At 62.0% G+C, this 21,932-nt stretch carries 16 protein-coding genes; 3 read left to right on the top strand and 13 right to left on the bottom strand.

Annotated elements, in window-relative coordinates:
• Nucleotides 1–138: 138 nt before the first annotated feature.
• From U862_RS0127390 to U862_RS0127360, 7 genes are all read right to left on the bottom strand, one after another.
• A complete protein-coding gene (locus U862_RS0127390; RefSeq protein WP_025113323.1) occupies nt 139–1,776 on the bottom strand; it encodes a BatD family protein in 1,638 nt (545 codons plus the stop codon).
• Nucleotides 1,773–3,509 carry a tetratricopeptide repeat protein gene (locus U862_RS0127385; RefSeq protein ID WP_025113322.1) on the bottom strand — a complete coding sequence of 579 codons (1,737 nt, stop codon included), beginning with the start codon at nt 3,507–3,509 and terminating at the stop codon, nt 1,773–1,775. The genes U862_RS0127390 and U862_RS0127385 overlap by 4 nt, the downstream gene beginning before the upstream one ends.
• Nucleotides 3,506–4,585: a VWA domain-containing protein gene (locus tag U862_RS0127380; protein ID WP_025113321.1), complete on the bottom strand. Its 1,080-nt coding sequence runs from the start codon at nt 4,583–4,585 to the stop codon at nt 3,506–3,508. Before U862_RS0127380 ends, U862_RS0127385 begins: the two co-directional genes overlap by 4 nt.
• Nucleotides 4,578–5,075 carry a DUF4381 domain-containing protein gene (locus U862_RS0127375; RefSeq protein ID WP_025113320.1) on the bottom strand — a complete coding sequence of 166 codons (498 nt, stop codon included), beginning with the start codon at nt 5,073–5,075 and terminating at the stop codon, nt 4,578–4,580. The genes U862_RS0127380 and U862_RS0127375 overlap by 8 nt, the downstream gene beginning before the upstream one ends.
• Nucleotides 5,072–6,016: a DUF58 domain-containing protein gene (locus U862_RS0127370; protein ID WP_025113319.1), complete on the bottom strand. Its 945-nt coding sequence runs from the start codon at nt 6,014–6,016 to the stop codon at nt 5,072–5,074. The genes U862_RS0127375 and U862_RS0127370 overlap by 4 nt, the downstream gene beginning before the upstream one ends.
• Before the next feature lie 5 nt (nt 6,017–6,021).
• The gene (locus U862_RS0127365; protein WP_003218556.1) at nt 6,022–6,981 is read right to left on the bottom strand and encodes a MoxR family ATPase; all 960 of its coding nucleotides are present in this window, start codon (nt 6,979–6,981) and stop codon (nt 6,022–6,024) included.
• A gap of 270 nt (nt 6,982–7,251) precedes the next feature.
• Nucleotides 7,252–7,605: a hypothetical protein gene (locus U862_RS0127360; protein ID WP_007968580.1), complete on the bottom strand. Its 354-nt coding sequence runs from the start codon at nt 7,603–7,605 to the stop codon at nt 7,252–7,254.
• A gap of 504 nt (nt 7,606–8,109) precedes the next feature.
• On the opposite strand from U862_RS0127360, the gene U862_RS0127355 reads away from it, so the two are divergent.
• Nucleotides 8,110–13,005, top strand: coding sequence for an NAD-glutamate dehydrogenase (locus U862_RS0127355; RefSeq protein WP_025113318.1), 4,896 nt, complete (start codon nt 8,110–8,112; stop codon nt 13,003–13,005).
• Between the two features lie 150 nt (nt 13,006–13,155).
• Here U862_RS0127355 and U862_RS0127350 read toward each other — a convergent pair whose 3' ends face one another.
• The 4 genes from U862_RS0127350 to U862_RS0127335 form a co-directional block, all read right to left on the bottom strand.
• The gene (locus tag U862_RS0127350; RefSeq protein ID WP_025113317.1) at nt 13,156–13,869 is read right to left on the bottom strand and encodes a hypothetical protein; all 714 of its coding nucleotides are present in this window, start codon (nt 13,867–13,869) and stop codon (nt 13,156–13,158) included.
• Between the two features lie 241 nt (nt 13,870–14,110).
• Nucleotides 14,111–14,512: a cupin domain-containing protein gene (locus U862_RS0127345; protein ID WP_025113316.1), complete on the bottom strand. Its 402-nt coding sequence runs from the start codon at nt 14,510–14,512 to the stop codon at nt 14,111–14,113.
• A 213-nt stretch (nt 14,513–14,725) separates the two neighbouring features.
• The gene (locus tag U862_RS0127340) at nt 14,726–15,019 is read right to left on the bottom strand and encodes a putative quinol monooxygenase (RefSeq protein WP_025113315.1); all 294 of its coding nucleotides are present in this window, start codon (nt 15,017–15,019) and stop codon (nt 14,726–14,728) included.
• A gap of 123 nt (nt 15,020–15,142) precedes the next feature.
• A complete protein-coding gene (locus tag U862_RS0127335) occupies nt 15,143–16,576 on the bottom strand; it encodes a PLP-dependent aminotransferase family protein (protein WP_025113314.1) in 1,434 nt (477 codons plus the stop codon).
• A 310-nt stretch (nt 16,577–16,886) separates the two neighbouring features.
• Here U862_RS0127335 and U862_RS0127330 point away from each other — a divergent pair, with 310 nt between their 5' ends.
• Together U862_RS0127330 and U862_RS0127325 are read left to right on the top strand one after the other, a co-directional pair.
• Nucleotides 16,887–17,330, top strand: a complete 444-nt coding sequence (locus U862_RS0127330) for a carboxymuconolactone decarboxylase family protein (protein WP_025113313.1) — start codon at nt 16,887–16,889, stop codon at nt 17,328–17,330.
• A 377-nt stretch (nt 17,331–17,707) separates the two neighbouring features.
• The gene (locus U862_RS0127325; protein WP_025113312.1) at nt 17,708–19,627 is read left to right on the top strand and encodes a tyrosine-protein phosphatase; all 1,920 of its coding nucleotides are present in this window, start codon (nt 17,708–17,710) and stop codon (nt 19,625–19,627) included.
• 272 nt (nt 19,628–19,899) lie between these two features.
• Here U862_RS0127325 and U862_RS0127320 read toward each other — a convergent pair whose 3' ends face one another.
• Entirely contained in the window at nt 19,900–20,871 is a 972-nt protein-coding gene (locus U862_RS0127320) for an AraC family transcriptional regulator (protein WP_025113311.1), read from the bottom strand.
• Nucleotides 20,872–21,246: 375 nt separating this feature from the next.
• Nucleotides 21,247–21,864 (bottom strand): LysE family translocator, encoded by a 618-nt coding sequence (locus U862_RS0127315; RefSeq protein WP_025113310.1) that lies wholly within the window; start codon nt 21,862–21,864, stop codon nt 21,247–21,249.
• Nucleotides 21,865–21,932: the final 68 nt, after the last annotated feature.

The following is a 21,932-nucleotide window of genomic DNA, read 5'->3' as shown; positions in this document are numbered from 1 at the left end:
ATTTCCCTGTGTCTGTGTAAGGCACAGGACTGTGGGGGAAGATGGGCACATCGGTGAAGTCAGATAAATCGGCGTTTGACGTAGGGCCTTTCCGGTTGGGCTGAGCGGCTTGCTGTCAGGCTATAAATCCTACAGAAATCACTTCGGATAAAGCGGCGGCAAGCCGCTGTCACCCACCGGATCCTGCACTCGCTCCGCTGCCGGAATCGTGCGGATCGCCCGCCACAAGTCCTCACCCTGCCAGTGCTGACCGGTCTCGCTGTACAGCGCGCCGTTGAGGCCGTCGAGCGCATCCGACAACGGCACAAACCGCGCTGCCATGTCCGCTAGCGTTTCCGGCTGCTGCCGCGCCCACGCATCCAGCGCCTGCCGCGTCGCTTGCGGATCGTTCGCCTGGCTCGCCCGTTTGATGTCGTCCATCAAGGTGCGCGGGCTCGGGCCGGTTTGTGCGGCGCGGTGCACCGCCGGCTGCCAGCGCGCACGCCACCACAGACCGAAGCCCAGCAGGGTGGTGCAGGCGAGGATCAGCGTGCTGAGTTTCCACCACCACAGGGTGTCGCTGTCGACGCTGGCCGATTGCAGGGTGCCGGCCGGGGTGTCGACCTGCAGGCTCGGGTTGTTCGCCACTTGCAGAGTGCGCGCCGGCAGGCTGGTGTGTTCCAGGTGATCCTCGAAGGTGTTCCACCAGATCACGTCCACGGTCGGCAGTTCGATGGCGCCGCTGCGGCTGGGCACCAGCGCTTCGCGTTCTTCACGGCTGCCGATCAGGCCGCGCTCGCCGCTCTGGTTGCTCAGCACCGGTTGATCCGGGTAGCGACGCAGGCCGTTGGCGTCGGTGGCGGGCAGGGCCGGCAACTGTGAACTGGCCAGGCCTTCGGCTTTCAGGGTCAGGCTGCGGGTCAGGGAGTCACCGACCTGAATGTGCTCCGGCTCCGGGTTCCAGCTTTCGCTCAGGCTCAGGCTGCGTGCGGGCAGCCATGGCGCATCGGCCGGATAGGTCAGCGGTTTCGGTTTGACCGTCAGCGCAATCTCGGCGGAATTGACGCGCAGCAGCTTGCCCGGTTTCGGTCCTTGCGCGGTGGCGTCCTGACTGGGCTGGGTGTCGACCAGCGTGGCGCTGAACGTCTGCGGGGCGATGAGCAGCAAGCCGCTGTGCTGCGGGTAGATCGCGTAGCGCATCTCGATCACGCCATGGCGCACGCCGTTGATGTCTTTTTCGTAGGTGCGTGTGTCGCCCAGTTGCTCGATCCGTGCATCGGCGATCTGCAGCGGGGTCAGGCTGCTGTCGTCGTATAGCGACACCGAGTGGTAAATACGCAACGTCAGGATCGCCTGCGCCTGCACATACACGCTGGACTGGTCGAGACTGGCCTCGATGAACACCGGCGCCGGATTGCTTTTTTCTTCGCGGGTGTCGCTCTCGACCACTTGCACGGTGATCGGCTGGCTCTGCACATCACCCAGTTGCAGCGGCGGAATGACCACGCTGCCGTTCTCTTTCGGCAGCAGGGTGATGATCCACCGAGTGGTGGCGCGGTTGTCGCCACTGAGGGTGTTCAACTGGTTGACCTGGCGCGTACCGCGCACCTCGAACAACGGCTCCAGCGGCGTCAGGTCAGGTTTGCCGAACTGCGTGACATCACTGGTTTCGAGGGTGAGTTCGACCGTCTCGCCGGAGTTCAGGCGACTGCGATCCACGCTGGCCGTCAACTCGGCCGCCTGGGCGGTGGCCGTGCAGATCAGCAGGGGCAGCAAGAGAGCGGTGAAACGGGTCATCGAGTTTTTTCCTGATCCTGATGTTGTTGCTGTTCGTACCAGAATTTGCGTCGCAGCAGTTCGCCCGGGTCGTCGGGGATTTTGCCCAGCCATTGTTCCAGGGCCTGACGTTGCTCACCTTCGAGGTTGTCCTCGCTTGGACGCAGCGTCGGCACGGTGTTCGTTTCTTCCGCTTCATCAATGCCCGGCACTTCGTTGGGGCCTGGCTGCGGCGGCGTGGTCGGCGGCGGTTCACTGGTCGATTCGCCGGGTTGCGCCTCGCTCGGGGTCTCGCTTTTGACTGCCGCTGGCGGCGCGGTCGCCGGCGGTGGCTCATCGCCGGGCAGGTTCGGCTGGGCCGGTGGCGTCTGCGGTTCTGCCGGCGGCGGAGTCTGCTTCTGCTTGAGCAGGTTTTCCACCAGCGCCTTGTTGGTCAGTGCCGGGCGCAAATCCGGTTGCAGTTCCAGCGCTTGCTCATAGGCGTCGATGGCTGCTTCCAGCTCGCCGCTTTTCGCCAGGGCGTTGCCACGATTGTAGTGGGCGCGGGCATCGCTGCCTTCGGCGAAACGCTGAGCGGCGCCACTGTAATCGCCGGCCTCATACAACGCCAGTCCTTGCCACTGGTGATCTTCAAAGTGCTCGGCGGCGTCGGCCGGGCGCTTCTGCTTGAGCAGGTGCAGGCCCTGTTGGTCGGGACGCAGCCACAGGTCTTCGAAGTCGAAAGCGTAGCTTGGCTGCGGCAGGCAAAACAGCAGTGGCAGGCAGAACAGCCAGCCACGTCGCCCGGCGCAGGCAGCCAGCAGCAACAGCGGCAACAACAGCCAGTAGCCCTGATCGGCCCAGGTGTCGAGGCGCACGGTCTGGCCGTCGTTGCGCAGGCTGCGGGGGCCGTCGAGCAGGCCGAGGGCGCGCAGATCAGTCTCGTCCAGCCGCGCGCTGTGGTATTCGCCGCCGACGCTGGCGAGAAAAGCGCCGAGGCTCGGGCTGTCGAGTTGCGGCACGCGGATCGCGCCTTGTTCGTCCTTGAGGAAGCTGCCGTCCTCCTGGGCAATCGGTGCGCCTTCGGCGGTGCCGATGCCGAGCATCAGCAGTTGCGCCGATTGTTTACCGAGGGCGCGGCGAATGCCTTGGCGTTCTTCTTCTGTCAGCGAGGAGCCGATCAGCAGAATCCGCCCCTGACCGAGCGCGCCTTGCTTGAGCAATGCCAGTGCCTTGCTCACGCCAAGGTCGGCGCGGTGGCCGCTTTCCGGCATCAACGACGGCTTGAGCGCGTCGAGCAAATTGCGACTGGTCGCCAGGTCATCCGACAGCGGCACCAGCGTATGCGCGCTGCCGGCGTAGACGACGATCGCCGTTTGCGCATCGCTGCGGGCCTGCAACAGGTCGAACAGCTTGCGCCGGGCCTGTTCCAGACGCGTGGGTGGTGAGTCGGTGGCGAGCATTTCCGGGGTCAGTTCAAGCACCACCACCAGCGGATCGGCGGGTTTCTGGCTGTTCTGTTCGACCCGCTCCCAACTGGGCCCGAGCAGCGCGACAAGGGTCAGCAGCCAAGCCACCCCGAGGGCAACCCACGGCAGCTTGCTGTCGCGTCCGCTGCCACCGCTGAGCAGGGTGGCGTGGAACGCCGGCGGCAGAATCATCTGCCAGCGCCCGGCGCGCTTCTGCCGGTGCCAGAGTTGCCAGAGCAGCCAGCCCAGCAGCGGCAACAACAGCAGCCACCAGGGGCGGAACCAGTGCGGCCAGAGCGCGATCATCGGCGCCTCCGCAGACGCAGGCGTTTGAGGCGCGCGCGCCAGTCAGGCAACGGACTTTGCAGATACAGCTCCTTGGTGAACAGGCGTTGCAGCGGGTTGTCCGGCCACAATTCACGGGCGACCAGCAACAGGCTCAGCAGCAAGGCAAACGCCAATGGCCACTGATACAAGGCTTGCGCCGGGCGCGCCTGCGTCGGCTGCTGGGTTACCGGTTCGAGTTGATCGAGGGTCTCCTTGATCGCTTGCAGCTCCTTGCCGTCGCGGGCTCGGAAGTACTGACCGCCGGTGGCGGCGGCGATGGCCTTGAGTGCCGGTTCATCGAGGTCCAGGCTCGGGTTGACCCCGAGCAAGCCGGTGCTGCCACTGTCTTGCGGGTCGGCACCGATGCCGATCGGGTAGATTTTCACCCCCTCGCTGGCGGCCAGTTTTGCCGCGGTCAGCGGATCGATTTCGCCGCCGTTGTTGGCCCCGTCGGTCACCAGAATCAGTACCCGGCTTTGTGCCGGACGCATGCGCAGGCGCTTCAGCGCCAGGCCGATCGCATCGCCGATGGCGGTGTTCTTGCCGGCGATGCCGATGCGCGCCTCATCGAGCCAGACGCGCACGGTGTGGCGGTCGAAAGTCAGCGGTGCCTGCAGGTACGCCTGACTGCCGAACAGGATCAGACCGACCCGGTCGCCGTCACGGCTTTCGAGAAAATCGCCGAGCAAATGCTGGACCAGCGACAAGCGGCTGACGTCTTCGTCCTGCCACTGCATGTCGGGAAAATCCATCGAGCCGGACACGTCCACCGCCACCAGCAGATCACGACCGCTGGCGGCAATCGGCAACGGTTCGCCGAGCCATTGCGGACGCGCGGCGGCGCTCAGCAGCAATAGCCACAGCAGCAGGAACGGCGCTTGTTGGCGCCACGCCGGCAGGTTGGCGCGGGCACGTCGACGCGCCAGGCCTTCGAGGTCGGACAAAAAGCTCACGCGCAGCGCCGGCTCGCCGCTGTCGGCCACCGGCAGCACCAGGCGCATCAGCCACGGCAGCGGCAGCAGCACGAAGATCCACGGCCAGGCGAACTCAAACATGCTTGCGAATCCAGGTGTCGACGGCTTGCGTCAGGCCGGCGATGGCTTTGTCGTCGAGTTTGCATTCGGGTTTGTAGGCGCCTTCGACCAGCACCATCCAGCGTGTCAGGCCGGCGGCCGGGCAACGGTTGTCGAGAAACGCCAGCCATTTGCGGCCATTGAGGGTGTGGCTCTGGCTGTAGGGGTAATGGTTGCGGCACAGGCGCTTGAGCAAGCCGTTGAGTTGCTGCAGCCACGCCCCGGCCGGCGCGCCGTCGTAGGGTTTGGGCATTTGTGCCAGTTCGGCCAGCGCGGCGATGCGCACCGGGTCCAGCGGTTGCTCGGCGCGTACGATCGGGCGTTTCCTGGTCGGTATGAACCGGCGCAGGCGCCACGCCCCGAAACCCAGCAGCGGCAACAATAAAAGCAGCAACCACCAACCTGGCGCCGGCGGCCAGAAGTCGATCGGGGGCGGGGAGATCAGGGGTTGCAGTTGCTCGAGGCCGTTCATCGACTGCTCCCCGGGCGCTGCGGATTGAGGAATTCACGCATCTGCTCGACCATTTCACTTTGCGTGCTCAACGGCATCAGCAGCACCCGCAGTTTCTGCGCGAGCAATTCCCAGCGCGCGATGCGGGCTTCGGCCTGAGCGCGATAAGTCTGGCGCAGGTCGAAATTGAGCGTGTCGAGTTCCAGTTGCGCGCCTCTTTCCGCGAACCTCAAAAGCCCGGCGGCGGGCAGGGCGTGGTCCAGCGGATCGGACAGCGGCAGCATCAGCAGGTCGCAATGGCGCGACAGCAGGCTCAGTTGCTGTTCGGCGCTGTCGGACAGCGCACGCTCATCGCAGATCACGATCACCAGGCTGCCCGGGCGCAACACCTCGCGGGCCCGGCGCAGCGCCACGCCGAGGGCGTCGCGGTCTGGCTCGCGTTCGCTGTGCAGCGACTGATTGACCTTCACCAGGCGATTGAGCAACTGCAACAGGCTCTGCTTGCTGCGGCGCGGTTTGATTTCGTAATGCTCGTTGTCACCGAACACCAGCCCGCCGACCCGGTCGTTGTGGCCCAACGCGGCCCAGCCGATCAGCGCCGCCGCTTGCGCCGCGAGCACCGACTTGAACATCAGCCCGGAACCGAAAAACAGCCGGGTACTCTGCTCGACCATGATGAAGATCGGCCGCTCGCGCTCTTCATGGAACAGCTTGGTGTGCGGCTCCTGGGTACGTGCCGTCACGCGCCAGTCGATGGTGCGCACGTCGTCGCCGGCCTGATAGACCCGCACTTGATCGAAGTCGACCCCGCGACCGCGGAATTTCGAGTGATGCAGGCCGATCAGCGGGCTGCGCTGGCTCGGCGTGGAAAACAGCTGCACTTCGCGCACACGGTGACGCATCTCGATCAGGTCGGTGAGGCTGATGCGGATGCCCGGTTCGGACGGCAGGGGGGCGTTCATGGGGGTCAAGCGACGGCTACGACGTCGAGAATCCGCTGCACCACACGATCCTGATCGATGCCGGCGGCTTCGGCTTCAAACGACAGAATGATGCGGTGACGCAACACGTCGAACAGCACCGCCTGAATGTCTTCGGGGCTGACGAAGTCGCGCCCGGCCAGCCAGGCGTGGGCACGGGCGCAGCGGTCAAGGGCGATGGAGCCGCGCGGGCTAGCGCCATAAGCGATCCACTCGGCCATTTCCGGGTCGAATTTGGCCGGGGTGCGGGTGGCCATGACCAGTTGCACCAGGTATTCCTCCACGGCGTCGGCCATGTACAGACCGAGGATTTCCTTGCGCGCGGCGAAGATCGCCTGCTGGCTGACCCGGCGTTCAGGCTTGGTTTCGCCGTTCAGCGCTTCGCCACGGGCCTGTTGCAGAATCCGGCGTTCGACGGCGGCGTCCGGGAAGCCGATTTTCACGTGCATCAGGAAGCGGTCGAGCTGCGCTTCCGGCAGCGGGTAGGTGCCTTCCTGCTCGATCGGGTTCTGCGTGGCCATCACCAGGAACAGTGGCGACAGTTCGTACGTGCTGCGCCCGACGCTGACCTGACGTTCGGCCATGGCTTCGAGCAGCGCCGATTGCACCTTGGCCGGGGCGCGGTTGATTTCATCCGCCAGCACCAGGTTGTGGAAGATCGGCCCTTGCTGGAACACGAAACTGCCGGTTTCCGGGCGATAGATCTCGGTGCCGGTAATGTCGGCCGGCAGCAGGTCGGGGGTGAACTGGATGCGATGGAACTGGGCTTCGATGCCCTCGGCGAGTTCTTTGATCGCTTTGGTCTTGGCCAGACCCGGAGCGCCCTCGACCAGCATGTGGCCGTCGGCGAGCAGGGCGATGAGCAAGCGCTCGATGAGTTTTTCCTGGCCGAGAATCTGCGTTGAAAGAAAGGTTCGCAGCGCCAGCAGCGCTTCACGATGTTCCATCGGTGACTGTTCCTGGAAAGGGTGGCCCCAGGCGTTCGGATAACGCCGGGGCTGGGGGCGTTACTTTAATCCATCGAGGGGGGTGGCGACTAACGGCATTTTGCGCAAAGTGCAGGAAATGACCGGGGTAATTGTTGGATTTTTGTAGCGGGGGAGAGGTGCGGTGTTCTTCAAGGCCTCTTCGCGAGCAGGCTCGCTCCCACATTTGAACGGCGTACACCGGTCAGAGTGGGAGCGAGCCTGCTCGCGAAAGGGCCCGTGTGGCCAACATCAAATCTGGCTGATGTAAGTCCCGGTGCCATCCAGAATGTTCTTCAGGGTTTCCTCAACTTCATCCAGATCCACCATGTCCGGGTTGAAGGTGATTTCCAGCACATCATCCCCATTCAACGCATCGGCATCCGCCGCCGCGATTTCGATCTTCAGCAGCGTCTTGCTCAAGGTGACCTTTACGCCGTCGAGGGTCGAAGGTTCGCCGTCCAGGGTGATTTCCAGTTCGTCCTCGTCCGGGTAGCGGCTCATCAGAAACATATCGCCCTTGTCGCTGTGGCAGCAGAGCATGGCCATGTTGTCTTCTTCGTCGTCGCACGGGTTGACGATCAGTAGGGCGGTGGTCATTTGCATGGGGAATTCCTGCCTCGGCGGGCGTGTTGGTCGCAATTGGGCGCGATTCTGCCAGCCCTCGGGAATTTCTGCATGTGAGAGTGTCAGAGGATGTGTCGTGAACGCGACACAGGTCAATGGTCATTTCTGGCACGGATGTACCGTGAAATCGGGCATTCAGACCAGCATTTTCCACCGTGGCTGCTAGTGTTTACCGTTGCCAAAGCCTTGGTTTACGTGCCAATGACCGAATATGTCGCAGCACCGCAAGCAGACACATTGTCGCACCCATTAAGCTGCGCAACGGATGAGCACCCGTAAAGACATTGTCGGCAGCCCCAACAGTCGTTTTTGCAGATGCCCATTCAATGGAAGGTGAATGTGACCTGAGTGTCTCGTCCAGCTTCACCCACCTGTCCCCCTGTTTCCTCTGCCCGAGAATCAGGAACAGGGCGACACAAGCCCCGAAAGGGGTGTTGCACGCGACGCTTTCCATCAATAACAAGCTTAAGCGGAGTACCACAGATGGCGTTCTTCACCGCAGCCAGCAAAGCCGACTTCCAGCACCAACTGCAAGCGGCACTGGCGCAGCACATCAGTGAACAGGCACTGCCACAAGTGGCGCTGTTCGCTGAACAATTCTTCGGCATCATTTCCCTGGACGAGCTGACCCAACGTCGCCTCTCCGACCTCGCTGGCTGTACTCTTTCCGCGTGGCGCCTGCTTGAGCGCTTCGATCACGCGCAACCGCAAGTGCGCGTCTACAACCCCGATTACGAGCGTCATGGCTGGCAGTCGACCCACACCGCGGTCGAAGTCCTGCACCATGACCTGCCATTTCTGGTCGACTCGGTCCGCACCGAGCTGAACCGCCGCGGCTACAGCATCCACACCCTGCAAACCACCGTGCTCAGCGTGCGTCGTGGCAGCAAGGGCGAGTTGCTGGAAATCCTGCCAAAAGGCAGCACCGGCGAAGGCGTGCAACATGAATCGCTGATGTACCTGGAAATCGACCGCTGCGCCAACGCGGCCGAACTGAACGTGCTGAGCAAAGAGCTGGAACAGGTGCTTGGTGAAGTGCGCGTCGCGGTTGCCGATTTCGAGCCGATGAAGGCCAAGGTGCAGGAAATCCTCACCAAGCTCGATAACAGCGCATTCGCCGTCGATGCCGACGAAAAGACCGAAATCAAGAGCTTCCTGGAATGGCTGGTGGGCAACCACTTCACCTTCCTCGGCTACGAAGAGTTCACCGTTGTCGATCAGGCCGATGGCGGCCACATCGAATACGACCAGAACTCCTTCCTCGGTCTGACCAAACTGCTGCGCACCGGTCTGACCAACGAAGACCGTCACATCGAAGACTACGCCGTGAACTACCTGCGCGAACCGACCTTGCTGTCGTTCGCCAAGGCTGCGCACCCGAGCCGCGTGCACCGTCCGGCTTACCCGGACTACGTGTCGATCCGCGAAATCGATGCTGACGGCCACGTCATCAAGGAACACCGCTTCATGGGCCTGTACACCTCTTCGGTGTATGGCGAGAGCGTGCGGGTTATCCCGTTCATTCGCCGCAAGGTCGAAGAAATCGAACGCCGTTCCGGCTTCCAGTCCAAGGCTCACCTGGGCAAGGAACTGGCGCAGGTTCTGGAAGTACTGCCGCGTGACGACCTGTTTCAGACCCCGGTCGACGAGCTGTTCAGCACCGTGATGTCGATCGTGCAGATCCAGGAACGCAACAAGATCCGCGTGTTCCTGCGCAAAGACCCGTACGGTCGCTTCTGCTACTGCCTGGCCTACGTGCCGCGTGACATTTATTCCACCGAAGTGCGCCAGAAGATCCAGCAAGTCCTGATGGAGCGCCTGAAGGCTACCGACTGCGAATTCTGGACGTTCTTCTCCGAGTCCGTGCTGGCCCGCGTACAGCTGATCCTGCGCGTCGATCCGAAGAACCGCCTCGACATCGACCCGCTGCTGCTGGAAAAAGAAGTGGTACAGGCCTGCCGCAGCTGGCAGGACGACTACGCTGCACTGACCGTCGAAAGCTTCGGTGAAGCCCACGGCACCAACGTGCTGGCGGATTTCCCGAAAGGCTTCCCGGCCGGCTACCGCGAGCGTTTCGCTGCGCATTCGGCCGTGGTCGACATGCAGCATCTGCTGAGCCTGAACGAAAAAAATCCGCTGGTGATGAGCTTCTATCAGCCGCTGGGTCAGGTGTCCGGTCAGCGCGAGCTGCATTGCAAGCTGTACCACGCCGACACCCCGCTGGCGCTGTCCGACGTATTGCCGATCCTGGAAAACCTCGGCCTGCGCGTGCTGGGTGAATTCCCGTACCGCCTGCGTCACACCAACGGCCGCGAGTTCTGGATCCACGACTTCGCGTTCACCGCTGCCGAAGGCCTGGACCTCGACATCCAGCAGCTCAACGACACCCTGCAGGACGCGTTCGTCCACATCGTCCGTGGCGATGCCGAGAACGATGCGTTCAACCGTCTGGTGCTGACTGCCGGCCTGCCATGGCGCGACGTCGCGCTGCTGCGCGCTTACGCCCGTTACCTGAAGCAGATTCGTCTGGGCTTCGACCTGGGTTACATCGCCAGCACCCTGAACAACCACACCGACATCGCTCGCGAGTTGACCCGGTTGTTCAAGACCCGTTTCTACCTGGCGCGCAAGCTGGGCAGCGATGATCTGGAAGACAAGCAACAACGTCTGGAACAAGCGATTCTGACTGCACTGGACGATGTTCAGGTGCTCAACGAAGACCGCATCCTGCGTCGTTACCTGGACCTGATCAAAGCCACCCTGCGTACCAACTTCTATCAGACTGATGCCAACGGCCAGAACAAGTCGTACTTCAGCTTCAAGTTCAACCCGCACGCAATCCCTGAGCTGCCGAAGCCGGTTCCGAAGTTCGAAATCTTTGTGTACTCGCCACGCGTCGAAGGCGTGCACCTGCGCTTCGGCAACGTCGCTCGCGGTGGTCTGCGCTGGTCTGACCGTGAAGAAGACTTCCGTACCGAAGTCCTCGGCCTGGTAAAAGCCCAGCAAGTGAAGAACTCGGTCATCGTGCCAGTGGGCGCGAAGGGCGGCTTCCTGCCGCGTCGCCTGCCATTGGGCGGCAGCCGTGACGAGATCGCGGCCGAGGGCATCGCCTGCTACCGCATCTTCATTTCGGGTCTGCTGGACATCACCGACAACCTGAAAGACGGCGCCCTGGTGCCGCCGGCCAACGTCGTGCGTCATGACGACGATGACCCGTACCTGGTAGTCGCCGCGGACAAGGGCACTGCGACCTTCTCCGACATCGCCAACGGCATCGCCATCGACTACGGCTTCTGGCTGGGTGACGCATTCGCGTCCGGTGGTTCGGCCGGTTACGACCACAAGAAAATGGGCATCACCGCCAAAGGCGCTTGGGTTGGCGTACAGCGCCACTTCCGCGAGCGCGGCATCAATGTCCAGGAAGACAGCATCACCGTGGTCGGCGTGGGTGACATGGCCGGTGACGTGTTCGGTAACGGCCTGTTGATGTCCGACAAGCTGCAACTGGTCGCGGCTTTCAACCACATGCACATCTTCATCGATCCAAACCCGAACCCGGCGACCAGCTTCGTCGAGCGTCAGCGCATGTTCGACCTGCCGCGTTCGGCCTGGACCGACTACGACACCAGCATCATGTCCGAAGGTGGCGGTATCTTCTCGCGCAGCGCGAAGAGCATTGCCATCTCCCCGCAGATGCAGGAACGCTTCGACATCAAGGCCGACAAACTGACCCCGACCGAACTGCTGAACGCCTTGCTCAAGGCGCCGGTGGATCTGCTGTGGAACGGCGGTATCGGTACTTATGTCAAGGCCAGCACCGAAAGCCACGCCGATGTCGGCGACAAGGCCAACGATGCACTGCGCGTGAACGGCAACGAACTGCGCTGCAAAGTGGTGGGCGAGGGCGGTAACCTCGGCATGACCCAACTGGGTCGTGTGGAATTCGGTCTCAATGGCGGCGGTTCCAACACCGACTTCATCGACAACGCCGGTGGCGTGGACTGCTCCGACCACGAAGTGAACATCAAGATCCTGCTGAACGAAGTGGTTCAGGCCGGCGACATGACGGGCAAGCAACGCGATCAGTTGCTGGCAAGCATGACCGACGAAGTCGGTGGTCTGGTGCTGGGCAACAACTACAAGCAGACTCAGGCCCTGTCCCTGGCTGCCCGCCGTGCCTACGAGCGTGCCGCCGAGTACAAACGCCTGATGAGCGATCTGGAAGGCCGTGGCAAGCTGGACCGCGCCATCGAGTACCTGCCGACCGAGGAGCAGCTCACCGAGCGCGCCGCGACTGGCAAGGGCCTGACGCGTCCAGAACTGTCGGTGCTGATCTCGTATAGCAAGATCGACCTCAAGCAGCAGCTGCTGGACTCGCTGGTGCCGGACGACGACTACCTGACCCGCGACATGGAAACCGCGTTTCCACCGAGCCTGGTCAGCAAGTTCGCCGATGCCATGCGCCGTCACCGTCTGAAGCGCGAGATCGTCAGCACCCAGATCGCCAACGATCTGGTCAACCACATGGGCATCACCTTCGTTCAGCGACTCAAAGAGTCCACCGGCATGACCCCGGCGAACGTGGCGGGCGCTTACGTGATCGTGCGTGACATTTTCCACCTCCCACACTGGTTCCGTCAGATCGAAGCGCTGGACTATCAGGTCTCCGCTGACGTGCAACTGGAGCTGATGGATGAGCTGATGCGTCTGGGCCGTCGCGCTACGCGCTGGTTCCTGCGTGCCCGTCGCAACGAGCAGAACGCTGCCCGTGACGTCGCGCATTTCGGCCCGCATCTGAAGGAGCTGGGTCTGAAGCTGGACGAACTGCTGAGCGGCGAAATCCGCGAAAATTGGCAGGCGCGTTATCAGGCTTACGTCGCAGCCGGTGTACCGGAGTTGCTGGCGCGTATGGTCGCGGGGACTTCCCACCTCTACACGCTGCTGCCGATCATCGAGGCTGCCGATGTAACCGGTCAGGATCCAGCCGAAGTGGCCAAGGCGTACTTCGCCGTGGGTAGCGCGCTGGACATCACCTGGTACATCTCGCAGATCAGCGCCTTGCCGGTTGAAAACAACTGGCAGGCCCTGGCCCGTGAAGCGTTCCGCGATGACGTCGACTGGCAGCAACGCGCGATCACCATCGCTGTCCTGCAAGCGGGCAACGGCGATCTGGACGTGGAAGCACGTCTGGCGCTGTGGATGGGTCAGCACGAAGCCATGATCGAACGTTGGCGCGCCATGCTGGTGGAAATCCGAGCCGCTAGCGGCACCGACTACGCCATGTACGCGGTGGCCAACCGTGAGCTGAACGACGTGGCGCTGAGCGGTCAGGCGGTTGTGCCTGCTGCTGCAGCGACTACGGAGCTTGAGCTTGCTTGAGTAGCTGCTGAATGAAAAAGCCCCTGCATTGTGAGATGCGGGGGCTTTTTTATTTCTGCTGATTTATTTGTGTCCGTTAAATCTTACCCCCTCACCCCAGCCCTCTCCCCCAAGGTGGAGAGGGTTAGGGTGAGGGCAGCGGTCTAACTATCACCGCACATTAAGACCTTGTTTAGTATCGAGCATCGACACTTTATCTGTCGGCCTGGTCAATAAATTACTGAGCGACTGGTCAAACTTCTGCAATGCCCGAACCTGAACTTCCTGCTGCTGATTAATATCCGCAACAATTTCCTCTGAACGCTTGAAGTCCGCCCACACCGGCGTCAACTCTTTCGCCTCAGCCCCCTTGGCCGTCCCGATATAGTTAAACTTCCCGTCATAAAAATCCGCACTCACATCCGCCTTGATGTCGGAACTGCGCGAGGTCATCAACTGACTGTGAGTGTCGACGATCGCCACCACGTCCGGATTGGCCGCGCGCAGGCTCTGCATGTCCGGGTACACCGTCACCGAGCCGAACTGGCGTTGCAGCGAGGCTTTCACCCAATCCACGGCCATGTCCGGTTTTGAGGTGGCGACATAGGCGTCATGGATCGGTTGCACCAGAAGGCTCTGGCCGAAACCGGTGCCCGCGTTGGCCTGATAGTCGCGCAGGTATTCGCGGTTGGTCTGGGTGCTTGGGCTGTAGACCACGCCCAGTGAGACACCGGGACCGCTTTTGACCTGGGCGGCGCTGCTGCGGCCGACCGGCTGGGTGAACAGCGTGTCGAGTGAGGAAACCGCTGTCGGGGCGGTAGGAACAGAGCAGGCGGACAAGGCTAAAACCGATATCGCCAATGTACTGGCAAATGCAAGTTTCATGGTGAGTCTCCTGTGAAGCAACTTCAGTCGGAAAGTCAGAGGTGTCGGGGTTGATTAAATAAAACCGGCGACAGTGGCCTCAGACTACTCCCGCCAAACTGAAAACAACCTGACAATTTGCTGAATGACTGTCATGCAATAGTTTTATTGGCTGTAAGCGTTATTGATTAATTGCCGCAGGAAATAAAAAAGGCGCGAATCAATGATTTGCGCCTTTTATTTATGGCTGGTTAAACAACCATCAGTTTTTCAATGGGATCAGCACTTGCTCGTCAGGCGATAGCACCATGAACACCAGCAACTTCGCTGGCCTGGTTTTGCTGGCGTTTTTCGACACCAGATGTTCGGAGCCGGCGGGTTCGTACCAGAACTGGCCCTTCTTGTAGGTGATCGCTTGTTCGCCCTTGACCTGGGAAGTCACTTCGCCTTCGAGCACATACGCCATGGCCGTGCCATCGTGTTTGTGGGCGATGGAGGACTGGCCGGGTTTGTAGTCGACTTCGATCATCATGGCTTTTTTACCGGGGACGTTTTTCAGCATCTGGTCCTGCAGGACCGAGACCTTTTCCGAGGCATCGTGAGCCAGGGCGGGAACGGAAAGGCTGAGGGCGAGGGCGGCGGCGAAGCCGTGCAGGAGTTTCATGGCGGGTCACCTGTGAAGTGGAGGAATCGGTCTTCACAGTAGTCCGCGGAGTGAGGCATTCAAACGGCCAATATTCGGGAAGTTCGGGTGACCAATCTGGGGGATATCAGCGCATTCAAATACGCCATCGCGAGCAGGCTCGCTCCCACATTCAACCGTATTCAAATGTGGGAGCGAGCCTGCTCCGGGCGGCGTTCCGACGATGGCGTTAGTTCAGACGATAGGGAAACTGTTGAAATCCACACTATTGGCCAGCCGACTGTCAATCAAGTCGATAAACCCCTGAGCCTCAGGCCGATTGAAGTGCGCCTGCATCGCCGCTTCCGACTGCCAGTGGGCACTGACCGTCCAGCGGTGGCTGTCGTCGGGGCAGCGGTCGACCATATAGGAATCGCAGCCCGGGGTTTCGCGCAGGGTTTCGACGATCTTCTGCAACTGCCGGCCGAGTTCTTCCGAACGCCCGGCTGCAGCCCGCACCTCGACGGTGTTGATCACTTCGTTGGACATTGCTCACACTCCTGAATCAGGCCGGACGAATCCTGCTCATTGAGGGATAACGCCAGTGCAGAATAGGCCTGCACCCCGTGATCACCAATAACCAATCGGCGGTTAATCGCCCAGACCAATCATTCACGCGACTTGTTGCAGAATGTCGCGCAAGCGATCCAGAGCGATGTCGATGTCCAGCGTCTCGATGGCACCGAAGCCGAAGTACAGGCCGTTTTTCGCCGGTTGCTGGTGATAGAAACCATTGATCGAATACAACCCGACCTCGACCTTTTTCGCCAGGTCGATCACCAGCGGCAGATCGATCGGCACTTTGCAAAACACCGCCATGTGAAAACCCGCGCTGGCCGGCACCGCGTCGAGCCAGGGCGACAGATCGGTCGCCATGCGCGCCAGAATCCGCTCCCGGCGCTGGGCATAAATAGTGTGGCAGCGGCGGATGTGCTTGAGCAGGCAACCCTCGGCGATGAACTTGGCCAGCGCCCATTGCGGCAGGGTTGAGGCGTGCAGGTCGGTGAGTTGCTTGGCGCGGATCACCGCTTCGAGGATCGCCGGGGGCAGGATCGCGTAGCCGAGTCGTAACTCCGGCAGCAGGGTCTTGGAGAAGGTCCCGACGTAAGCGACGATGCCGCGCTGATCGAGGTTGTGCAGCGAGTCCGTCGGCCGGCCCTCGTAGCGGAATTCGCTGTCATAGTCGTCCTCGATGATGATCGCGCCGAGTTCGTAAGCCCGTGCCAGTAACGCCTCGCGCCGCGCCGGGCTCATCGGCATGCCCAGCGGGAACTGGTGCGACGGCGTCACGTAGATCAGCCGCGTGCCGTCGGGAATGTGCTCGACCTGAATCCCTTCCGCATCCACCGGCACCCCGACCACGGTGGCGCCATGAGTGCCGAACAGCAGCCGTGCCGGCGGATAACCCGGATCTTCCATCGCCACCAGACTGCCGGGGCGCAGCAGCACCCGGGCGATCAGGTCCAGCGCCTGTTGCGCGCCGTTGCACACCACGATGTCTTCGTCCTGGCAGTTCACGCCACGGGAAAACGCGATGTGCCGGGCAATCGCATTGCGCAGCGCCGGCAAGCCTTCCGCCACGCTGTAGAAGCCCTTGGAGCCCGCCATCTGCCGCATCGCATGGGACACGCAGCGGCGCCAGTCATCGTGGGGGAACTGGCCCTTGCTGGTGGCGCCGCCGATGAAGTCGTAGCGCAGCGAGCCTTCCAGCGTCGGATGGCGCAGAAATACCGGCAGGTTGCACCAGCTCTCGATCACCTCGGAACTGGCCAGTTCGGAATGGCTTTGCTTGCGCTGCACCGGCGTCGAGCGCGCATTGACGTAAGTGCCTTTGCCGATGACGCCGGTGAGGAAGTTTTCGTACGTCAGCTGCGCGTAAGTGTCGGAAATGGTCTTGCGCGAAATCCCCAGTTGCTCGGCCAGCAGGCGGCTGGGCGGCAACTGCGTGCCCGCGGCCAGGCGCCCGGATTCAATGGCGCCGCGCAGTTGCTGATACAACTGACCGGCCAGATCCTTGCGGCCGTTGATCACGACATGCAGTTCCATACTGACGGGACTCCTGAGGGGCGATTGAGTGTCGGCTAGATTACCGCTGTTGCTGATCGGGAAGTAGTTGCGCACGACAAATACCTTGAATTGGTCACCGTCACTTGTGGGAGCGGGCTTGCTCGCGAAGGCGTCGTGTCAGGCAACTAAAAATCGACTGGCCCACCGCCTTCGCGAGCAAGCCCGCTCCCACAGGTTCAGTGTGTATCCGCAGTTCAGTGGTGTACCGGTTTTCCGTGGAATTGGGGCTGTAACGTTGCCGAACCAGCGCTTACCGTGAAATCACTCTTCTGCTGCCCGAGACCCTCCCATGTCCCCGCGTCTGGATTACTACAGCGCTTCACCCAAAGCCATGAAAGCGATGATCGCCCTGGAAGCACTGACCAGCAGCCTGAGCATCGAGGCGCCGCTGCTGCACCTGATCAAGATCCGCGCCTCGCAACTCAACGGCTGTGCGTTCTGCACCGACATGCACTCGGTGGATGCGCGGCGGGCCGGGGAGACGGACCGACGCCTTTACGCCATCGCAGTCTGGCGCGACAGCGGCTTCTTCAACCTGCGCGAGCGGGCGGCGCTGGCCTGGGCCGAGGCGGTGACGCTGCTGGCGGAAAGTCATGTGCCGGACGACGTCTACCAACAGGCCCGGGAGCAGTTCAACGAAGGCGAACTGGTGGACCTGACCATGGCCGTCAGCACCATCAACAGCTGGAATCGCCTGGCGGTGAGTTTTCGCCAGATCCCCGCAGACCATTGATCAATGCCAACTAAAAAATCCTGTGGGAGCTAGCCTGCTGGCGAGGGCGGTTTGTCTGTGCAAAGCCCACACTGGATCTCCAGCAGCCGCCGACCCTGAATTCAGCACATAACCCTGCAGGAGTGAGTCTGCTCGCGAAGGGACATCATCAGCCGACATCGCGTTGACCGGTCCACCGCTTTCGCGAGCAGGCTCGCTCCCACAGGTTGATGAGAGGGGGCCTGAAGTTTATGCAGCAACCTGATTCCTTATGGACAAAAAACGCGGCCCACGGCCCAATCGCGCAGCCATTTCCTTCGGCAGTCGTTCTGTCATATTCGCTATCACTTGATTGCAGATAGTAGCCAGCCCAACGCTAATTCCAATGAGGCTGCACTGTGTTTCAACGTCTTGTGTGTTCGCTGTCCGTTCTGAGCCTGTCCATCGCTGCTGTCCACGCTGCCGAGCCTGTCGCGCTCGACACGCCGCGGCTGAAAAGCATCGACAACTTCCGTGATGTCGCCGGCCTCACCACCGCGTATTCCACGGCCCACGACGGCACGATGCGCGGCGGCGTGTTCTACCGTTCCAACGCGATCACGCCGTCGGCCGCGGATCTGGCGACCCTCAACAGCCTCGGCATCAAAGCCGTATACGACCTGCGCACCCCGAGCGAAATTGCCGGTACGCCGGACACCCTGCTGACCGGCGCGACCTACCAGAACATCGACATCATCGGCAGCACCACTTCGGGCGCGAACATCACCACCGTATCGTTCAAAAGCGCCGCCGACGCCATCGCCATGATGGAACAGACCAACCGCGCCTTCGTCAACGACGCGGGGATGCGCGGTCAGTTCGGCAAGCTGTTCAACGAACTGGCCACCACCGACGGCGCACAACTGTTCCACTGCACCGCCGGCAAGGACCGCACCGGCTGGACCGCCGCCGTATTGCAGAGCATCGCCGGGGTCGACAATGCGACCATCATGGCCAACTACCTCGCGACCAACGACTACACCGCCGCCCGCGTCGCCGCGACCCTCAAGGCGCTGCCGCCGAGCATGGCCTCGATCTATGCGCCGTTGCTCGGCGTGCAGGCCAGCTACTTGCAGGCCGGTCTTGATGAAGTCACCGCCGAATACGGCAGCATGGACAACTACCTCAAACAAGGCCTCGGCCTGTCGCAAGAAACCCTCTACGTCCTGCGCGGCAAACTGGTTGAGTACAACAGTCTGCCGGGGCAGGCCGGGTTGATCGGCAACGCGGCCGCCGGTGCCGAATTGCTCCGCGAGTTGCAGAACACCAACCTGTCCGGCACTTACAGCGCCTACAACTATTACCTGCAATCGGCCATCGACGCCGGCACCCTCGGCGGTGTCGAATCGCAGGTCGGCGGCCAGGTTCACGCTGACGCCGCCAGCTACCTGCTGCGCCAGAACGCGCTGATCGAACAAGCCGCCGCACCGTACGCCAGCGGCTCCGACCTGAAGGTCGGCCAATACCGGCTGTGGACCACGGCGCTCGCCGGTTACCTCGGCACCGACGGCTCGTCTCACGCCGAGAGCAGTAATGAACACAGCCAGGGCCTGATGGTCGGCATCACCCAGCGCTTTTCCGAACAACTCAGCGCGCGCGGCGGATTCGGCTACAGCAAAGGCACTGTCGGCGGCGCGGGTGGCGAGGCAGATACCGACTTCACCTTCTTCAACCTCGGCGCCCGCTACGGCTTCACCAGCCTGGAACGCGGCCTGTTCGTCGATGCCAACGCCAGCGCCGGTTACGTCGACTACGACAGCAAGCGTGAGCTCGGTGGCGGCCTCGGCACGGCCAAGGGCGACACCCACGGCAACCTCACCGGTGCCTCCCTGGCGATGGGTTACCGCGCCCCGGTCAACGGCATGATTCTCGAACCAAGCCTCGGCTTCCGGGTCAGCCACCTCGACCTGAAGGGCTTCAAAGAGAAGGGCAGCGAACTGTCACTCGACGTCGACGACAACACCGCCACCCGCCGAAGCGCCGTCGCCAACCTTAACGTGGCGTTCGCCCCGGTGGCGATGGGCGCCTGGCAATTGGTACCGGGCGTGCAAGTCGGATACGAGCGCACGTTGGGCAACAACGACGTCAACAGCCAGGGACACTTGTTGGGCCTCGACATCGAACAACGCGCCGCTTTCGACAACCGTGACCAGTTCACTGGTGGCGTCAACCTGATGGCCAGCCTCGGCCCCGTCAGCGTCGGCGCGGAAGTCGGCGCCAGCGGCGGCGGTGACAGCCACGGTTTCAGCGGCAGCCTAAAGGCCAGTTACGCGTTCTAAAAGTACGAATAAAACCGCAAGGTCAAGGACGACCAGCATTCACAAAGCACCAGATAAACCCTGTGGGAGCGGGCTTGCTCGCGAAGGTGCCATCTCATCCGACCTCACCATCAACTGACCCACCGCTTTCGCGAGCAAGCCCGCTCCCACAGTTGAAATGCAATCTCCTTGTGGGAGCGGGCTTGCTCGCGAAGGCGCCATCCCATCCGACCACACCATCAACTGACTCCCCGCTTTCGCAAGCTCAACAGGCATCCCCGCTTATTAACCCATCAACCCCGTCCCCTCAACTCCGCCGGACTCACCCCATACGCCTGCTGAAAATAATGACAAAACCGCCCGACATTACTGAACCCAAAGCGCAACGCCACCTCCGTCACTGACGCCGAATGCCGTTGCCCCAGCGCCTCGAAAGCCCGCTCCAGCCGTACCTGGCGCTGATACGCGACAATCGACGTCCCGACGAAGCGCCGAAACCCCTCCTGCAACGCCCGCTGACTGACATTGCTCAACCGCGCCAACTCCACTCCGCTCACCAATTGCTCCGGATGCGCCTGAATAAACTCCACCGCCAACTTCACATGCCGCGGCGCGACCCTCGGGGCCGGCTGGCGCAACGCCTCGGTAAAATTGTGCGGCCACGCCTCCAGCACCGCATCAATCAACATCTCGCGTAACCGCGACGGCATCAGCGTGCCGCTGTTGAGCAACAGATCAAACTCCGTCCCCGTCGCCAGATCGATCAACGCCTTGATCCCCTGAAACGCCGCCGTGTGCAGATCCACCACCGGCTCAAACACAAGCTTCTGCACAATCGGCCGCCCCAACAACGCCGACAACCGCTCAGTCAACTGCCCCCGATTCACCGAAATCCCGTGCTGCGCATGATTGTCGAGAAACCGCATCGAGCGGATATCCGCCTTATCGATCGCTAATCCCACCTGCGCCACACCGACGGATTCCGTGCTGTGCTTGAACACAATCTTGCCCGCCGTGGGAATCACGAAAGTGATCTCGTCTTGCGGGTCGGGAAAGGTGACGGTGAAATCGCCGTGGTAATGCATGCGACGGAAACTGACGCCGTCGTGTCTGCCGTAGACGCCGCCGATGATGATGTTGGAGGGAATCGGCGGGGTGTCGGCGTAGCGGTTGCCAAAGAGACGGGAGAAGAGGGCGCCGAAGTCTTCGGAATGGAGGTTTTCGGAGCGCAGGATGATTTTCTGGCGGGGTGGGGTTGGGGACACCTTGGGGGGTACCTTGGGTCAGGGGCTCTTGGATAAGGGGGCGGCGCAGGGGAGGTTAGCAGTTTGGGGGTGACAGGTTTGTGACGGGGAATCGAGTCGCTGGTGTTGGATCCGCTTCGACCAGAAAAAGAGCGCATTCGATGGCGGTTTTCGACCAGGAGGGGATGCGGAAGATAGATCTTTCCCCTTTCTGCGTTCCCGAAACTTGTTTGCAGAGCGTTGGAGTCCGCCGTAGTCATTGAAAAGTTCAGGCTAGGCGAAACTCCAGGCTTTCCAGGTTGATTTCGGCACAGGCTCCGACTTCGCCCCTACAGAGAAATACTGTGGACACTCTCGCAAGGTGGGACTGGATTTTGGCGGAGTCGATTGCTGCAGTTAGGCTCGCCATTGCTCGATCAACAGCGCCAGGGCGATCAGCATCATGATCAGCCCCGAAGCACGGCTGACCCTGCGTGCCGCTGCAGGCCTGGCGCGCAGTACCGCTTGTGAGCCAAACCCGACCATCAGGTAGATCACCGCGCAACTGGCGGTATGCACCAGGCCGAGCGCGACCATTTGCATCGGCACGGGCCACGGCGCGGCGGCGTCGGTGAACTGCGGCAGCAGGGCGAGAAACAACAGAAACACTTTCGGATTCAGTCCGCTGACGCATAGGCCCTTCAAGGCCCAACGCGTCCATGAGTCGCTGGTCTGGCTGGCGCCGGCATGCGGAGTGGAAGGGCAGGCGAACAGGTTGGCGCCCAGCCACAGCAGGTAAATCGCGCCGGCCATGGTCAGCACCGTCAGGGCCAGCGGATGCCCGGCGAGCAGCGTGCCGACCCCGGCCGCGACGATCAGCGTGGCGAGCAAGTGCCCGGAGAGCAGACCGCCCACGGCGGGGAGCACGACGCGGTGCTTCAAGCCTGCGGAAATCGCGTAGGCCCAATCGGCGCCGGGAGTGATCACAAACAGAATCGATACCGCCCAGAAGGCAGCGAATACGCTGAAGGTCATGGCGTCACCCATGGCCGTTGATGTGGCGTTGCTTTGCTCATATTGGTTTTCCATCAATCAGGTATCGC

The sequence above is a fragment of the Pseudomonas sp. H1h genome, assembly GCF_000633255.1.
GTDB lineage: Bacteria > Pseudomonadota > Gammaproteobacteria > Pseudomonadales > Pseudomonadaceae > Aquipseudomonas.
The sequence above is the reverse complement of the archived record's forward strand: the minus strand, read 5'-3'. Positions and strand labels throughout refer to the sequence as shown.

Bases quoted from the DNA above. Each gene is read 5' to 3' on its own strand.
- U862_RS0127390 (WP_025113323.1), bottom strand. From the start codon at position 1,776: ATGACCCGTTTCACCGCTCTCTTGCTGCCCCTGCTGATCTGCACGGCC.
- U862_RS0127385 (WP_025113322.1), bottom strand. From the start codon at position 3,509: ATGATCGCGCTCTGGCCGCACTGGTTCCGCCCCTGGTGGCTGCTGTTG.
- U862_RS0127380 (WP_025113321.1), bottom strand. From the start codon at position 4,585: ATGTTTGAGTTCGCCTGGCCGTGGATCTTCGTGCTGCTGCCGCTGCCG.
- U862_RS0127375 (WP_025113320.1), bottom strand. From the start codon at position 5,075: ATGAACGGCCTCGAGCAACTGCAACCCCTGATCTCCCCGCCCCCGATC.
- U862_RS0127370 (WP_025113319.1), bottom strand. From the start codon at position 6,016: ATGAACGCCCCCCTGCCGTCCGAACCGGGCATCCGCATCAGCCTCACC.
- U862_RS0127365 (WP_003218556.1), bottom strand. From the start codon at position 6,981: ATGGAACATCGTGAAGCGCTGCTGGCGCTGCGAACCTTTCTTTCAACG.
- U862_RS0127360 (WP_007968580.1), bottom strand. From the start codon at position 7,605: ATGCAAATGACCACCGCCCTACTGATCGTCAACCCGTGCGACGACGAA.
- U862_RS0127355 (WP_025113318.1), top strand. From the start codon at position 8,110: ATGGCGTTCTTCACCGCAGCCAGCAAAGCCGACTTCCAGCACCAACTG.
- U862_RS0127350 (WP_025113317.1), bottom strand. From the start codon at position 13,869: ATGAAACTTGCATTTGCCAGTACATTGGCGATATCGGTTTTAGCCTTG.
- U862_RS0127345 (WP_025113316.1), bottom strand. From the start codon at position 14,512: ATGAAACTCCTGCACGGCTTCGCCGCCGCCCTCGCCCTCAGCCTTTCC.
- U862_RS0127340 (WP_025113315.1), bottom strand. From the start codon at position 15,019: ATGTCCAACGAAGTGATCAACACCGTCGAGGTGCGGGCTGCAGCCGGG.
- U862_RS0127335 (WP_025113314.1), bottom strand. From the start codon at position 16,576: ATGGAACTGCATGTCGTGATCAACGGCCGCAAGGATCTGGCCGGTCAG.
- U862_RS0127330 (WP_025113313.1), top strand. From the start codon at position 16,887: ATGTCCCCGCGTCTGGATTACTACAGCGCTTCACCCAAAGCCATGAAA.
- U862_RS0127315 (WP_025113310.1), bottom strand. From the start codon at position 21,864: ATGACCTTCAGCGTATTCGCTGCCTTCTGGGCGGTATCGATTCTGTTT.